Here is a 15544-nt window from a genome sequence, read left to right as displayed (position 1 = left end):
CTTATGAAGGAACGAAAAAAAGTAGGAGTTTTGGGCGGTATGGGGCCTCTTGCCACGGAGTATTTTTTCAAAGAAATACTGGAGAGGACAGAAGCGTCCAAAGACCAGGAACATATAGACATGATAATCTATAACCACGCTTCCCTGCCCGACCGTACAGATGTGATACTGAACAAAAAATACGAACCGTTTCTCTCCCTTGTCAAAGAAGACGCCAAGGCCCTTGAAAAAATGGGGGCAGAGGTTATTGTTATTCCTTGCAATACTACGCACTTTTTCTACGACCTTATCCAAGAAGAAATCTCCGCGCCAATCATAAATATGCCTCTTGAGAGTGTCAGGAGCGCAAAAAAACTTTTTGGGGCAAAAAAAATAGGAGTTTTGGCAACCACAGGCACAAGAGAGGGACGGGTATACGAGAAATATTGCGAAGAGGAAGACATGGAAGTGATTTTGCCGTCGGATAAAAATCAAGAAATCCTCATGAACCTTATATACGAGGGCATCAAAAAAGAAGGAAGAGCTGATAAGAAAAAATTTGAAATCGTGACAAAAGAACTCTACGAAAAAGGAGCGGAGGTACTCATATTTGCTTGCACTGAATTATCATACTTTAAAGGCGACTTTCAAACTCAAACTGCCGGCAGATACTTGGACTCTCTGTCTGTTTTGGCAGAAAAAACCATAGAAGCCGCCGGCGCTAAAATCAAACAATGAGAAGTTTTTTTAGAAAAATAATTCCTGTTGGACTGCGACGGACATACGGAAGCGTTTGTCATTTCATCGTGGCCGTCTGCGGAGCGGCTTTTTACGGTTTTCCGTCGGAAAAACTCATAGTTATCGGCATTACGGGAACAAAGGGTAAAACAAGCACAGCCAATTTCATATGGAGCGCTTTGCAAAACGGAGGAATAAAAACCGGAATTTTAACAACGGCCAACATACGCATCGGTGAAAAGGAGTTGAGAAACGACTATCACATGACCATGCTTGGCCGTAGCGAAATACAAAAATACTTGAGGCAAATGGTAAGCGAGCGTTGCAAAGTGGCGGTTGTGGAAACCACTTCCGAGGGCATAAAACAGTTCCGTCATAAAGGAATAAACTATGATTTTTTGGTTTTTACAAACTTGTCTCCGGAGCATCTTCCCTCTCATGGAGGCAGTTTTGAAATGTACAAACAAGCAAAAGGAAAGATTTTTAGTTCTCTCCATAAACACAGACACAAAATCATAGACGGCAGAAAAGTGGACAAGGTCATTATGGTCAACAGCGATGATGATGAAAAAAATTATTTTTTGTCTTTTAAAGCCGACAAAAAAATAACTTTCGGACTAAAAGAAGGGGCGTCGGTCTTGGCCGAGAACATTAAAGCCGAAGGATTTTCAGTGTCTTTCAAAGTAGATGGCAGTAACTTTGATTTGCGTCTTCCGGGCGTTTTTAACGTGTACAACGCCCTGCCGGCCGTAGCTATCGGTCGTTTCCTTGGCGTATCGGACGAAAAAATAGCAAACGGTTTTAAAGAATTGGCCACAATTCCCGGCCGAATGGAAGTCGTGCAAAAAGAGCCATTCACGGCCATAGTTGACTACGCTCACGAGGGGCGTTCAATGGAGGCCGCTCTTCTCACCGCTAAACTGCTCTCGGGTAGCCACAAAGTCATTGTGGTTTTAGGCGCGGAGGGCGGTGGCCGTTATAAGGGCAAACGTCCCGTCATGGGTCGCGTGGCGGCGGAGAGGGCCGACTTTATTATCGTAAGCAACGTTGACGCCTACGAGGACGACCCGAGAGAAATAGCGGAAGATATTGCCAAATCGGCAGAGAGCGCCGGAGCCAAAAGAGAAGAGACCTTGTATGTTGTACTGGACAGACGTCTAGGCATCCGCAAAGCCCTATCTCTCGCGACGGGTGGCGACGTCGTCATAGTAACCGGAAAAGGAGCGGAGCAAACAATAACAATAAACGGAAAAACACTTCCGTGGGATGACAGAGTGGTCGTAAGAGAAGAATTGAATCGGCTGAAAAACCAGCCGTGAATTTTAGAACCTATCTCCAATCTCACATCCGAGTAAAACGGCGCAATTTCGAGATAAAAAACAAGCTGGAGTCCGAGGCATATCATGATATGTAGAGGACGAAGCGAAGTTTTTTAGCCGAAATTGCGCCGTTTTAGCGGATGAGCTCTTATTTATGGCCCCATATTTAGCGCTGAGATTGGAGATAGGTTCTTACGTAACGTGAACTTGTTTTTTGGTCAGTTTGTCGCCGTTCCACCTGATTTTTCTCCTGTTGGTGTAAGAGACCTTGCCTTCCTTGAGAGCGAAAAGAGTATGGTCTTTTCCCAGACCTACGTTTTTACCGGGCAAGTACCGCGTGCCTCTTTGACGAACAATAACGGAACCAATACCCGCTTTTTGTCCGGCATAAAGTTTGACGCCAAGATACTTTGGTTGTGAATCAGTCAGGTTTTTAGCTGTACCGCCCGCCTTTTTTGTTGCCATAGCTCAATATCTTTAGTTATAATGACCTCATGAATATACATGATTTATTTCAAAAATGCAAGGCGACTTCTTTAAGGGCGACCTCCACGGCCAGAAATGTTGCCATCTCCAAAGAGACGCTATTCCCTATCATAATTATTTTAGTGGCTTTTGGCTCATTCGGACTCGGACGCCTTTCAATAAGCAAGGAAAATTACGCACCTATTAAAATAGAGTATGACGATATGTTAATGTCTCAAGCGGCGGCTCCGGCTTTCGCGGAAAGGGCCTCAGGCGAGGACGAAAAACAGAGAGTTCCGGAGCCCCAGATTGGCGGAGCGCTCGTCGGTTCTAAAAATGGTTCCGTTTATCATCTGCCTTGGTGCTCCGGAGCCAAACGTATAAAAGAGGAAAACAAAATTTGGTTTGAAAACGATAAACAGGCAAAAGATGCCGGATACCGACCGGCAGAAAATTGCCCCGGACTTTGACAGAAAAACGGCGGTTATCAAAGGACTTAGTCCTTTGATAACCGCCGTTTTTAACATCATACGATTTTTTCTACCTTACAGCTATTATCATTCTTTGGCTGAAACTGTGACTTTTATCTTCGCTTCTCTTTCTCCCACTTTGACGGTAACTTTGTGTTCTCCGATTTCTTTAATGGGCTTATCAAAAAATATAAATTCCGGCAAAACGGCAATCCGCGTCTCTTCTTCAATTCTCTTGGCTATTTCTTCTTTATGTATTGAAGCGAAAAGGTGTCCTTGCTCGTTCGCCTTTGCCGAAACCGACAGGATTTTGTCTTTAATGCTTTCCAGATTTTTCTCCAAAAGAGTTGTCTGAAGTTTTCTTTCCGCCACCAGTTTTTTGGCTTCCGCTTCAGCTCGTAAAACGGCTTTCTCCGTTGCCGTCTCGGCCAAACCTTTCGGAATCAGCATGTTTAAAGCGTAGCCATCCGCTACATTTTTGACCTCGTATTTTCGGCCTATTTTTGGCACGTCTTTAAGCAAAACCACTTTCATAAAGTTTTTCTGTTAGGTCTTATTAAGCTATCACAAACCGCGCTTAAATACAACGTTCTCGGGACAGATGGGCACCATCACTCCCGACATCGGGAGTGATGGTGCCCATCTGTCCCCCTTCTGGTTATTTTCTTTTCTCCTAAATCCTGAATCATAAATCGTAAATCATAGCCGGTTCCTCCCGACCTACATATTTTTTACCAACTCTAACGCCTTGTCCAACTGCGGATCCAAGCCCGCTTCAATGTCCTCTCTTGTCATTTCAACAACCACGTCCGGAGTAATCCCCCCCTCCGAAAGAGACAGTCCGTTAGGCGTGAGCCATCGGGCTATCGTTACTTTGAGCGCCGTATCCTCCGTCACGGGAACAAGCTCCTGTACGGAACCTTTTCCAAAAGTTTGAGTGCCGACAAGCACAGCCATTTTGTGTTCCGACAGAGCTCCGGCAAGAATTTCCGAAGCCGAGGCGGTACCTCCGTTTACGAGAATCACCATTCTTAAATTTTTGTTAAAAGCGTTTCGTCCCAAACTTCTGTAAACTCGCGGTTCGCTGTTTTGGCCGAAATCCTCCGTTACTATGACTTTACCTTGAGGCAAAAACCAAGAAGCCATGTCAATGGACGAACCCAAGTACCCGCCGGGATTGCCACGCAAGTCCAAAACAAGATACGGAGTTTGCGCCTCCACAAACTCACGAAGAGCTTCTCTGAAATCGTTCTGCGAAGGAGCGGAGAAGTTGTAAAGCCGGATTATAAAGACGCCGTCCTTTGTTTCGGTTTCCAATGACGGAATGTCTATGACATCTCGGACAATTTCCACTTTTATCGGTTCTTCGCCGTTTTTTAGCCGGAAAATAGTCAGCGTTACTGTACTGCCCTTGGGCCCGCGGATAGCTTTTACCGCGTCTTCCACAGAAAGTCCGAGAGTCGGCTTGTCGTCAATTTTGATTATCTGGTCTTCCGGTTCTATTCCCGCCCTGTAAGCGGGCGTACCCTTAAGAGGCGCGACCACCGTGAGAACTCCATCGCGCAAATCAACCTCCATGCCGACCCCTTCAAAGTTACCGCTTATCTCCTCATCAAATTGCTTTTTCTCAACAGGAGGAAAAAAGGAGGTGTAAGGGTCGCCCAAAGAAGCGGCCAAACCTTCTATGGCTCCCCATATCTTTTGCTGGTCCGAAGTGCTTGTGGCGGTAGTAACGTATTTTTCGTTCAAAATATTCCACGCTTTCCAAAAAGGCGAGAAGTCAACCTCATCCGGCTTGCCGTTGTCCACATTCAAAATATTAGAAGTAGCCACGGAACTAACCTGATTGTTTCCTACATTCACTCCCACACCGAAAGAAACGGCGATAAGAATAACCACGCCCACTACGGTGCCGATATTTTTACTTCTTTCTTTTTGCATAGTTCCACTCATTATCTCAAAATTAAAATAATTGCGCAATTGTTGTCGTCGGATTTGTGGAAAGAAAAAAAAGAATGTAATCGGTTACCGAGTTATGAGTTGTGAATTGCCGTCCGTGAGTTATAATTTAAGTCAAGTAAAGTTCGAGCGACAAAGGTTTAAAAATCTTGAATTACAAAATACGGCAGTCGCCCCCCCACGAGGAAAGTCACAAAAAAGTGACTGAGCCCTAGGCAAGCGCCCTTGGAGCGGTCACTTTTTTGGGAGCTTTCCCTCGTGGGGGGCAGGCGTTTCGTAATTCACAGTTTAAAAACCATCGCCGACACAAAGCCACGCCGATGCTTACAACTCACACTCATAACCGTCTCACATGGATTGATCTTGAATCGCCATCGGACGAAGAAGTACGCTGGATTGTTGAAGAGTACGGAATACACCCGATAGTCGGTCAAGAATTTCTCACCCCCACTCTTAAACCCCGAGTGGACTTGTATTCCGATTATATTTACCTGATTTTGCACTTCCCCACCCTCCATAGCAAAAGAGGTAACATAGGCATAACCAAAGAAGTTGATTTCGTTATCGGCAAGGACTTTATAATCACGGTCCGATACGACGAAATAGAAGCCCTGCATAAGTTTTCAAAAATCTTTGAGGTCAACTCTATTTTAGACAGACCGAACGCTGGAGAACACGCTGGATTTATTTTTTTCTACATGATTGGCGAGGCCTACCAGTCCCTTTTGAATGAACTGGAGGGAATAAAGGACTCCCTGCAGGTCATTCAGGAGAAAATATTTGACGGCCAAGAAAAAGATATGGTCAGGGCGCTCTCTGACGTCAGCCGAGAGCTTTTGAGCTTTACCCAAGCCACCAGCAACCACAAAGAGGTCTTGAATTCTTTTGAAATAGCCGGACGCAGATTTTTCGGAGAGGAGTTCACTTACTATCTGAGCAAAATTTTAGGTGAGTACTACCGTATAGAGGCGGCCATTGAAACAAACCGATCTTTTTTGGGAGAGCTACGACAGACCAATAATTCTCTTCTTTCCACAAAACAGAACGAGATAATGAAAGTCCTTACCATAATGGCTTTTATAACTTTCCCTCTTTCCCTTATAGCCGGAGTTTTCGGTATGAATACGGATAATCTTCCGATAGTCGGCCATCCGCAGGATTTTTGGATTGTCGTGGGACTAATGGCGATTTTAACGGTGATTTTCTTTTGGTTTTTTAAACACAAAAAGTGGCTATAGACATGTAACGCGAAACATGTAACATGTAGCGTATAACGTATAGCGTGTAACGTGTAGCGTCAGAGTATTTCTTTTCCGGCGTTACACGTTACAAGTTACACGTTGTATATTATGGCGTTACAAGTTACATATTTCGTGTTCCATGATTAAACTTTACAACACTCTCACTCGAAAAAAAGAGGAATTTCATCCGATTGACAGAACCGGCAAAACAGTCGGCCTTTATTCGTGCGGGCCGACTGTTTATGACTGCGCCCACATAGGAAACTTGCGCGCCTACGTTTTCGTAGACACTTTGAGGCGCGCTTTGGAGTACAGCGGTTATAAAGTCAATCATGTGATGAACATTACCGACATCGGCCATCTTGCGAGTGACGGAGACGAAGGCGAAGATAAAATGACAAAAGGCCTCAAACGCGAAGGCATGGAAGTTACCATTTCAAACATGGCCAAACTTGCCGACAAATACACTGACCTTTTTTTCGCGGATTTAAAAGACCTCAATATACTCACACCCAAAGAGCTGCCGCGAGCAAGCGCCCATATAAAAGAAATGCAAACTCTTATCCACAAATTGGATGAAAAAGGTTTTGTGTACAAAACATCAGACGGACTTTATTATGACATTTCAAAATTTCCAAACTATGGCAAGCTGGGAAACATAGAAATATCCAAGTTAAAAAGTGGCGCGAGAGTGGAGTCAAATCCGGAAAAAAGGCATCAAGCCGATTTTGCATTGTGGAAATTCAATGACATCGGCTGGGAATTTGAAGAATTCGGCAGGGGTACTCCGGGTTGGCACATTGAATGTTCGGCCATGAGCGAGAAATATTTGGGGCAACCGTTTGATATACACACGGGCGGAGTAGACCATATCGGCACTCACCACAACGGAGAAATTGCCCAGTCCGAGGCGGTCTTTGAAAAACCGCTCGCAAATGTATGGGTGCACAATGAGCATCTTGTCATGGCTGAAGGGAAAATGGCTAAATCCAGCGGTAAATTTATAACTCTTAAAGACGTTAAGGCCCGAGGCATTCATCCCCTTTCGCTTCGTTACTGGTTTCTCACTGCCCATTATCGCTCGCCTCTCACATTTTCGTGGGAGGCGCTTGAAGCTGCTCAAACCGCCTATTTCAAGTTGCTTTGGAAAGTGGACGAGCTCACGTCTTCAGACAAAAAAGAAAAAATTGACAGCCCGTTCGGAATAAATATTGAAAATGCGATGTATGACGACCTTAATACGCCAAGAGCTCTTTCTTTTATCTGGACCGAACTGCGAAATCCTTTGTCTTTTAGCTCTTTTGAGAAAGCGGTAATTCAGTTCGACAAAATCCTCGGTTTGGACCTTGAAGCGCAGGCGAAAGAGTTTGCAAAAGAGCAAAAAAATATTCCCGCGGAAATATGGGATTTGTCGGCAAAAAGAGAAGAGGCCCGCCAAGACAAAAATTTCAAGAAAGCGGATGAAATCCGCGACGAAATAGAAAATGCCGGCTACACCGTAATGGACACCGACTCCGGCCCATTAATTCGCAAAGTTGCTTAATTCACAGACCGACGTAGCTTTTTATAGCGTTAAACGCCTAATACTCGCCAGTATTAGGCGTTTTTTTCACGATTTAAAACACGGTGGCCGCGATTTGAAGATCTTCCGGCGATGTGATCTGTGTCCAGTTTTCGGCTTCAACTATTTTTATCGGGTACTTGGAAACCAGATGTAGAAGCGTCTGAGGCAGTCCGTATTCGGCAGAGTCCACCGCTTTCGGCACAAGTGGCGCATCAAAAAATTCCTTTCCAAGCACATAAGCCCCGATATTTTCCCACTCTCCGGGCACGAGATTTTGCGCCTCTTGAATATCGGTAAGAGTGCCTTTTCGGTCAGTTACTATTTTTGCTCCGAGTTTTGGTTTTTCAATACGTCTTGCGCTTATAGCCCATTTCTCTTTGGATAAGTTATCCAAAAATTCGCGATGATACATATCATCGCCCATCAAAACCATGAAATTTCCAGCTATTGCGTCCTTGGCCATATGAACGCCGTGTCCCGTACCAAGAAGTTCCTTTTGGTAAACGTATTTAATCGGCAGGTGTCGCCACTTTTCGCCAAAATAATCTCGTATCACATGGTCTTTGTATCCGACAACAATAACCACCTCTTGTATAGAGGCGGGCAGAATTTCCAATTTATGTTCTATCAAGTTTTTGCCTAAAACCTTAAGCATCGGCTTCGGAGTATCTTCGGTTAAACTTCCCATCCTTACTCCCCTGCCGGCGGCAAGTATCAGTGCTTGCATTCCCGTTAGTATAAACCAAGAGCTTAGAACCCACAACGCAAAAGGACGCTGAGTGGGTCAGAGCGACGGGTCAGGCGCTTTTGCCCCCATTTAATTATCCCCATTTTTCCCCCATGATATGCAGGTTTGGGAAGTGGCGGCTTTTTTTGCCACTATGCTAAAATACACCAATGACATTACAAACAGCCCGAAATGTAACAAACAAACTTCGCATCCCTCCTCAAAGCATTGAAGCTGAAATGGCTCTTCTTGGCTCTGTGATGTTGCGCCCGGAAACGATGCATGACATCACCGACTTCGTCGGTGAAGCAGTGTTTTATTCTGAAAGACATCGTGTTGTCTGGCGAGTAATGTTTGAACTTTTCGCCAAAGGAACTCCGATAGACCTCCTGTCCGTAACCACACGCTTGGAAGAACTCAAAAATCTGGAAAGAATCGGTGGAGCGACTTATCTTACGGAACTCGTCAACACGGTGCCATCTGCCGCCAATATAAAATATTACGCCGAACTTGTGCAGAAAAAGCACATGATGCGTTCTCTTATAGAGGCGTCAGAATACATTTCTCATCTTGGCTACGACGAAGCGGGTGATTTGGAGGAACTGGTGGACAAAGCCGAAAAGAAAATTTACGAAGTTACAAACATGGGAGGCGCTCACAAGTTTTTGGCCATTTCAGAAACACTTGCGGACGCATGGGAACGTTTGGACCGTTTGCACAAGTCAAAAGACGAACTCCGCGGAATTCCCACCGGTTTCAAAGAAATGGACGAGAAACTTTCAGGGCTTCAGAAATCAGACCTCATAATATTGGCCGCGCGACCATCAATGGGAAAGACCTCTTTTGCCCTTGACATAGCGCGTTTGGCCGCCACCAACCACGGCGTACCTGTAGGCATTTTCTCACTGGAAATGAGCGCGCAACAGCTTGTGGATAGAATGCTCGCGGCACAATCGCGAGTGGACGCGTGGAAACTGCGCACGGGACGGCTTACCCAGGAGTCGGAATTTGACAAGATTCGCGATTCTTTGGACGCTCTTTCAAAAGCACCCATTTACATAGACGACCAGCCGGCCAACAACATTCTAAAAATGCGTTCCGTGGCGAGGCGGCTAAAAAGAGAAAAGGGTTTAGGCCTTATTATCGTTGACTACCTTCAGCTCATGGCCCCCACTCAAACAAAAAACACGGACTCTGAAGTTCAGCAGATAACCGAGATTTCCCGTTCCCTAAAACATTTGGCTCGCGAACTTGACGTGCCAGTTCTCGCCCTGTCCCAGCTTTCCCGCGCCATTGAACAGCGCGGTGGCAAACCGCGCCTATCTGACCTGCGAAGCTCCGGCAGTATTGAACAAGACGCGGACGTTGTCATGTTTATTCATCGTGAAAAAGACGAAGAAGGAGGCGGAAGGCAAAATACAGCAGAAATTCTCATAGAAAAACACAGAAACGGCCCGACAGGAAAAGTGGACCTTTATTTTGATTCTGACAAGGCCACTTTTTTGTCCATGGATAAGAGCGGAAAGTTTGACGATTTCGCGGCGGGAGCGTCTGACGAGTTTTGAAACGGTCTCTGAACCTGCCCGAATATAAAGACGTTTTAAGCGGAGCAAAGTGAAATTTATTATACAAATTGTTAATGTCTTCCATAGATAAACTAACCGATATTTTTAAATCTTTCCCGGGCATCGGACCGAGGCAGGCGCGCCGTTTTGTGTATCATCTTTTGTCTAAAAATACCGAGGAGATTTCGGAATTTGCAAGCGCGGTGGAATCATTGAGAAAAGAATCGCGACAATGCGGAGAGTGTTTTGGCTTTTATTTAAGTGACGGAAATGAAGGAATTTGCCCGGTCTGCAGAGACGACTCCAGAGACAAAAGCTCTCTTATGGTCCTTGCAAAAGACGTGGACATGGAAACCGTTGAAAAATCGCGCGTTTTTAAGGGCTTTTACTTTGTATTGGGCAACACTTTGGCTATTCTTGAAAAAGAGCCCGAAAGAAAAATAAGAATATCTGAACTTATAAATAGGATGAGTCGGCAAAGCAGTACCCTTAAAGAGGTCGTTCTGGCATTTAACTTAAATCCCGAAGGAGAGCACACGGCGGAATACGTAAAAGAAAGAATAAGGAGCATGGCAGAACAGGCAGGCATAAAAATAACCCTGCCTGGCAGGGGTCTTTCTTCCGGCGCTGAACTTGAATATGCCGATTCTAAAACATTGGAGAACGCACTGAAGAACAGAGAGTAGTAAAGCGAAACATTGTTCGCCAAAACCTCTACTTTAATCCCTCAATTTTAACTTTGAAAAACGGCTGGCGATGACCGCGTTTTTTGTAGTAACGGCTCTTGGCTTTGTATTTAACTACGGTAATTTTAGGAGAACGTCCTATTTCTTTTATGACTGCCGTGACCTTGGCCTCGGGAATGTACGGTGTGCCGACAGTCGTGGCATTGCCACTTTCCACCAAAAGGACTTTGTCAAAGGTAATAGAATCGCCCTCTTTATAGTCGCCTTTGATTTTTTCAATAACAATAACGTCTCCCACGGAAACCTGGTACTGTTTGCCCCCTGTTTTTATTACGGCGAACTCTGACATAGTTGCTTTATTCTACATAGTTTTTAATAAAATGCAAGAAAAAAATGCAAGAAAAGAGCCCCGTTCGCAAGCGAACGGGGCCCAGAAGTGAACAGAGAATTGCGGCTCCCAGGACTCGGAATGCCTCCTTGGGTGCTTTTCAGTACCGCAAGACCCTATCTTTTATAAGAGTACCACCTCCAGGAAATTAAACAAGCGCCCAAAACGAGAGGTTTGAGGTTTAAAAAAATCCCGAGCCGTAAACCATTACGACTCGGGACCCCAAACAGCAAACCCCCTGCCTAGGATTTGCTGAAAATAAGAAATTGTCTTTAAAAACCGCCCCTCCCCCCGCAAGCACCCGACAAGAGGGAGGGGTGGCCGATGCACTGTCACTCTCGCTTCATCAAGAGGATTACAATCCTCATGAACCTCTGTAATAATATATCAAAAGAAAAATTGAGTCAACTGTCTTCCCTATCCGGCTTCTCTATAGTCAGGGTCTCTATGCCCACCGCTTCTCCGGTAATACGCAAAACATCTTTGTCTATTTTCTTAAATTCTTTGCCGGATGAATTGTAGTGGTTCACGACAGTCGTCAAAGCATTGCCCATTTTACCGTGATAATCCTCAAAACTTTTCAAATGTTTGCCGAGCTCCCCCACTCTTTTGACAATGTCTTTAGCCGTCTCCTCTATCTGCAGGGCGCGCAAACCCTGAAGAACCGTCTGCAGATAGGCCAGAAATGACGTTGGCGACACTATTATGACTTTATATTTTCCCGCCGCCCGTTGTATCAAATTTTCGTCTTCTTCGCCTTTTACGGACCCCACTTTATTGACCAGCAAATCATAGTAAATGGCCTCATGGGGTATGAACATAAAAGCGAAGTCGGTAGTGCGGTTTTCCGGCTGTATATACTTGGCGGTTTCTTGTATTCTCAACTTTAAATCTTGGACAAAAAGTTTTTCAAGGCGTTCCTTTTCCGATGGGTCCCTCGCCTCCGTAAGTCGGTTGTAATTTTCAAGAGAAAACTTTGAATCCACTGGAATTATTTTGTCCTTCACGAAAACGGCCGCGTCAACTATGGTTTCTGCCGTCAAGTGGTACTGCATTTCAAAACTGCCAGGAGGCAAAGTGTTTTTAAGAAGCGTCTCAAGATAATATTCGCCCAAAATCCCGCGCTGTTTTGGATTTTTCAAAATATCTTGAAGGGACTGCAGCTGGTCAGCGAAAGAGACGACTTGTTTGTTTGTCTCGTCCAATTTCGTAAGCCCCTTGGTAACGTCTAAAAGGTTGCGGCCGACTTGTTCATTTATCTCGTTTATCAGCCGTTTGGATTCGGAAAACTGAGTTCGCATTGATTCGTTTACAAAACGGTTCGTCTCTCCCATTTTATGGTCCACTACGCGCGATATCTCGTTTAGCTGGGCAAGCATCAGCGAAAAAGCTTTGTCATCACCGCTAGGCCCACCTTTTTTTCTCCACAACAAAACCACCGCTAAAATGTTTACGGCGAGGATTATGACGAGTATGCTCGTTATTGTAGCGGTGGTTGTCATGTTATTGCATTTTTTGCCTCTTCCTTATCTTTCTTTATTTCAGCCAAAATATTCTTTTCGTCCTCTATTTTCTTTTCCTGCCATTGTTGAAGATTAGAAAAACCGAAAAGAACAAAAACAATAGTGCTCGCAACGACCACCCATAAAAGGTTGATAGCGAAAAGAACAGTGGCACCGAATAGAACTTCATGCAACATTGGCAAAGACCCCAAAACTATGCCGACTGCCGAAAGAGGCACGATGATGGAAATGGACAATGCTATTGAAGGCAGAGTCACGGAAGTGTTCTGTTTTATCCAAGAATATGCCGCCACTATTCCTGAAAAAAAAGCCACGAGGAACAGCCAAATGTCGGGACTGGAAGCTAATATCATTTCATCCGTTATTCCTCGTTGGCCGGTAAGAAATGCCACGACAAAAGATATTCCTGTTATAAGAACGGCGGTTCTTATAAGAATAATGACAGAACGTACTATGGCGCGTCTGCTTGTGGTGGCTATTCCCATTCCCAAAGACAAAATAGGCGATAAAATGGGAGCGATAAGCATTCCAGCCATTATTATAACGGCATTGCCGAAAATAAGTCCCAAGGCCACTATAAAAGTTGAAAAAAAGAGGAATAAGTAATAACCGGCATCAACTCTGCTTTCATCTATAAGCGTCTCCACGGTTTTACGCTTTTCAAAAAAGTTAGAAAGAAATACTGATTTCATAGATTATGGTTCTATTCGTAGTTTAAAACGGGCGGATAATGGAACTCGCAACTGAATTATACCAGTAACTCAAACCTCAAGTAAACACACGAGAAGTCGTATTTTCGCGTTTCTTGTATCAGTGCTATAATTAATTTATGTCTTTACATGTTGATATAAAATTTCAAATCGCTTCCGCCATGCGAGCCAAAGAGCCGGTGCGACTTTCTGTTCTTCGCGGACTTGCTACGGCTTTTATGAACGAACTGGTGGCCAAAGGCAGAAAACCGCAAGAAGAACTCGCCGACGAGGAGGCCATGGCCGTTATCAAACGGGCGGTGAAGCAACGCCAAGATTCCATTGAACAGTATGAGAAAGGTGGCCGAAAAGATTTGGCGGATGAAGAACGGGCCGAGCTTGGAATTTTGGAAACATTTTTACCGACCAAAATGAGCAAGGAGGAAATCCGAAAAATCGCGGAGACAAAAAAGACGGAACTTGGCGTGACGGATAAATCAAAATCAGGGATTCTCGTGGGGGCGGTGATAAAAGAAACAAAAAGCGTGGCGGACGGCAAGGACGTAAAAGAAGTCGTTGAATCTTTGTTTGAATAAAATATTTTAAGGAAAACATAGAGTGATGTCCATATTTGCTTTTTAATGCGTTCATGTTATTTTATCTACAGTATGCCTTGGAAATTTTTCCCTCCCGGTTTGAGGTTGCACGGAGATTTCCGAGCGACATCAAAATACGTACCGCACCGAATACCCTCCAAGTGGGACTTCGGTAAAAACTCAACAACGAAAGGAAAAAGCAGTGAGAACGGCCGGACTACGAGTGGACATGTTACCAACCAGCCAGAAAACGCAGGCATTGATGAGTCATTATAGTTCCACTTCAACTTCTGGCGTAACTTTCGGGAGATTTCGGCCGAAGAAACGCCGGAGAAGGAACTTTGATGCGGACACAGAGAACGACGAAGTCCTGTGTCACATTTCCACTGACCCCTAAAACGGCCCCTTAGCCCCCCATAATGCACAAGAGCATAATCGGGGGGCGTTTTCTTTTCAAACTCTTATCTTCATAATCTGCAACAATTCGCCATCACGGTGTTAGTTTTACATTTTCAATACAAACCTCCATTTTTTCTTTGACCATAGGGGTCCGGCATAAGAAATGCCTACCCTCGCGGTTTTCAAAATTTTTTCCGGCATTACGCGAACTCCCCTGTCTTCTATCCAAAGCCCCTTTTCCGGCGCTGCCTTTTTTGAGTTAAAGCTTTTTCCAATTTTCAATTCTCTGGTTAGTTTTCCCGGCCCGCCATGGCTCGAAACTCCTCGTATTAAAACCGCCGCCGGATAGCCGACCGGTCCGGTGACGATGTTTAACATCCAATACATTCCGTAACAAAGATAAACATACCAATGTCCCGCTTCGCCATACATCACGGCCGTTCTTTTTGTCTTGCCTCTCCTCGCGTGACAGGCAAGGTCTTTTTCTCCGTCGTACCCTTCCACTTCGGTTATAAGGAAAGCGAGGCGTTTACCGGCGCTTTGTCTGACCAAATATTTTCCTAAAAGTTCTTCGGCTACCGTCAAAACCGGTCTGTTGTAAAAACTTCCGTTCAAAACTTTCCTCATTTTGAAAATGTTATATACTAAAACCGTCTATGGCAAGTGGTAAATTAAAAAAAGCGGTTTTGGTTTTCGGCACGTTTGACGGTCTGCATGAAGGCCATGTTTTTTTCCTACGCGAAGCCCAAAAACTTGGAAGCAAGTTGATTGTTAGTGTAGCTCAAGACAGCAGTGTGGTTTCTTTGAAAAACAAAGTCCCCCGCTCGCCTCTTCCGGAGAGAATGCTGGCGGTTGAAAAAAGGTTTCCGGAAGCGGAAATCGTCTCCGGCGATACAAGTTTAGGCAGTTGGAGCGCTATTAAGAAATTCAAGCCGGATGTCGTGGCATTAGGTTACGACCAGTTGAAATTAAAATCCGCTCTAATAAATAGCGGACCCCGTCCCCTGCCTGAAATAGTTGTTATCAAAAAGCATTCCAATAAAATAAATCCCGCTCGTCCATATCCCCGCGGCAAACGGACGGGGTATTAGGCGAGCGGAATTTATTTTGAGAACCTCTCGGTTCTCAACGCTCGCAGACTCACTGCTCTCCTCCACGGGGAAACTCCCGTTTCCCCGACCCCCTTCCCACTCACTCCGCATTCATCCCCGCGGAAAGCCGTCGGGGAATTCTGCG

At 45.0% G+C, this 15544-nt stretch carries 17 protein-coding genes; 9 read left to right on the top strand and 8 right to left on the bottom strand.

The genetic code is table 11. The annotated features are described in order from the left end of the window. The first annotated feature begins 3 nt into the window (after window positions 1-3). Window positions 4-717: an amino acid racemase gene (locus Q8P86_03635; GenBank protein ID MDP3996756.1), complete on the top strand. Its 714-nt coding sequence runs from the start codon at window positions 4-6 to the stop codon at window positions 715-717. Next, window positions 714-2036 (top strand): UDP-N-acetylmuramyl-tripeptide synthetase, encoded by a 1323-nt coding sequence (gene murE / locus Q8P86_03630; protein ID MDP3996755.1) that lies wholly within the window; start codon window positions 714-716, stop codon window positions 2034-2036. The genes Q8P86_03635 and murE overlap by 4 nt, the downstream gene beginning before the upstream one ends. Window positions 2037-2228: 192 nt before the next feature. Here murE and rpmA read toward each other — a convergent pair whose 3' ends face one another. Beyond that, window positions 2229-2501, bottom strand: a complete 273-nt coding sequence (gene rpmA, locus Q8P86_03625) for a 50S ribosomal protein L27 (protein ID MDP3996754.1) — start codon at window positions 2499-2501, stop codon at window positions 2229-2231. Window positions 2502-2530: 29 nt separating this feature from the next. Here rpmA and Q8P86_03620 point away from each other — a divergent pair, with 29 nt between their 5' ends. After that, window positions 2531-2971 carry an Ada metal-binding domain-containing protein gene (locus Q8P86_03620; GenBank protein ID MDP3996753.1) on the top strand — a complete coding sequence of 147 codons (441 nt, stop codon included), beginning with the start codon at window positions 2531-2533 and terminating at the stop codon, window positions 2969-2971. An 87-nt stretch (window positions 2972-3058) separates the two neighbouring features. Here the strand turns inward: Q8P86_03620 and rplI are convergent, their stop codons facing one another. Continuing rightward, window positions 3059-3505: a 50S ribosomal protein L9 gene (gene rplI, locus Q8P86_03615; GenBank protein MDP3996752.1), complete on the bottom strand. Its 447-nt coding sequence runs from the start codon at window positions 3503-3505 to the stop codon at window positions 3059-3061. Window positions 3506-3691: 186 nt separating this feature from the next. Beyond that, on the bottom strand, window positions 3692-4912 hold the full coding sequence (locus Q8P86_03610; protein MDP3996751.1) for a S41 family peptidase: 1221 nt from the start codon (window positions 4910-4912) through the stop codon (window positions 3692-3694). Window positions 4913-5250: 338 nt separating this feature from the next. Here Q8P86_03610 and Q8P86_03605 point away from each other — a divergent pair, with 338 nt between their 5' ends. Next, a complete protein-coding gene (locus tag Q8P86_03605; protein MDP3996750.1) occupies window positions 5251-6168 on the top strand; it encodes a magnesium transporter CorA family protein in 918 nt (305 codons plus the stop codon). Between the two features lie 142 nt (window positions 6169-6310). Further along, window positions 6311-7714, top strand: a complete 1404-nt coding sequence (gene cysS / locus Q8P86_03600; protein ID MDP3996749.1) for a cysteine--tRNA ligase — start codon at window positions 6311-6313, stop codon at window positions 7712-7714. 73 nt (window positions 7715-7787) lie between these two features. On the opposite strand, the gene Q8P86_03595 is transcribed toward cysS, so the two are convergent. Then, complete coding sequence (locus Q8P86_03595; GenBank protein MDP3996748.1) at window positions 7788-8462, bottom strand: NTP transferase domain-containing protein; 675 nt, start codon at window positions 8460-8462, stop codon at window positions 7788-7790. A 170-nt stretch (window positions 8463-8632) separates the two neighbouring features. Between Q8P86_03595 and dnaB the strand changes: the two genes are divergently transcribed. Together dnaB and Q8P86_03585 are read left to right on the top strand one after the other, a co-directional pair. After that, entirely contained in the window at window positions 8633-10027 is a 1395-nt protein-coding gene (gene dnaB, locus Q8P86_03590) for a replicative DNA helicase (GenBank protein ID MDP3996747.1), read from the top strand. 74 nt (window positions 10028-10101) lie between these two features. Continuing rightward, entirely contained in the window at window positions 10102-10713 is a 612-nt protein-coding gene (locus Q8P86_03585; GenBank protein MDP3996746.1) for a toprim domain-containing protein, read from the top strand. 28 nt (window positions 10714-10741) lie between these two features. Here the strand turns inward: Q8P86_03585 and rplU are convergent, their stop codons facing one another. The 3 genes from rplU to Q8P86_03570 form a co-directional block, all read right to left on the bottom strand. Then, complete coding sequence (gene rplU, locus Q8P86_03580) at window positions 10742-11062, bottom strand: 50S ribosomal protein L21 (protein MDP3996745.1); 321 nt, start codon at window positions 11060-11062, stop codon at window positions 10742-10744. A gap of 443 nt (window positions 11063-11505) precedes the next feature. Further along, window positions 11506-12603: a DNA recombination protein RmuC gene (locus Q8P86_03575; protein ID MDP3996744.1), complete on the bottom strand. Its 1098-nt coding sequence runs from the start codon at window positions 12601-12603 to the stop codon at window positions 11506-11508. Continuing rightward, window positions 12600-13316 (bottom strand): DUF389 domain-containing protein, encoded by a 717-nt coding sequence (locus tag Q8P86_03570; protein MDP3996743.1) that lies wholly within the window; start codon window positions 13314-13316, stop codon window positions 12600-12602. Before Q8P86_03570 ends, Q8P86_03575 begins: the two co-directional genes overlap by 4 nt. A 137-nt stretch (window positions 13317-13453) precedes the next feature. Between Q8P86_03570 and Q8P86_03565 the strand changes: the two genes are divergently transcribed. After that, window positions 13454-13909, top strand: a complete 456-nt coding sequence (locus tag Q8P86_03565; GenBank protein MDP3996742.1) for a GatB/YqeY domain-containing protein — start codon at window positions 13454-13456, stop codon at window positions 13907-13909. A gap of 504 nt (window positions 13910-14413) precedes the next feature. Here the strand turns inward: Q8P86_03565 and Q8P86_03560 are convergent. Further along, window positions 14414-14935 carry a DNA-3-methyladenine glycosylase gene (locus Q8P86_03560; GenBank protein MDP3996741.1) on the bottom strand — a complete coding sequence of 174 codons (522 nt, stop codon included), beginning with the start codon at window positions 14933-14935 and terminating at the stop codon, window positions 14414-14416. A 29-nt stretch (window positions 14936-14964) separates the two neighbouring features. Here Q8P86_03560 and Q8P86_03555 point away from each other — a divergent pair, with 29 nt between their 5' ends. Then, complete coding sequence (locus tag Q8P86_03555) at window positions 14965-15399, top strand: adenylyltransferase/cytidyltransferase family protein (protein MDP3996740.1); 435 nt, start codon at window positions 14965-14967, stop codon at window positions 15397-15399. Window positions 15400-15544 lie beyond the last annotated feature (145 nt).

The sequence above is a fragment of the bacterium genome (assembly GCA_030699905.1).
GTDB lineage: Bacteria > Patescibacteriota > Minisyncoccia > Phycocordibacterales.
Note: the sequence above shows the minus strand (reverse complement) of the source record. Positions and strands in the feature narration are given on the sequence as shown.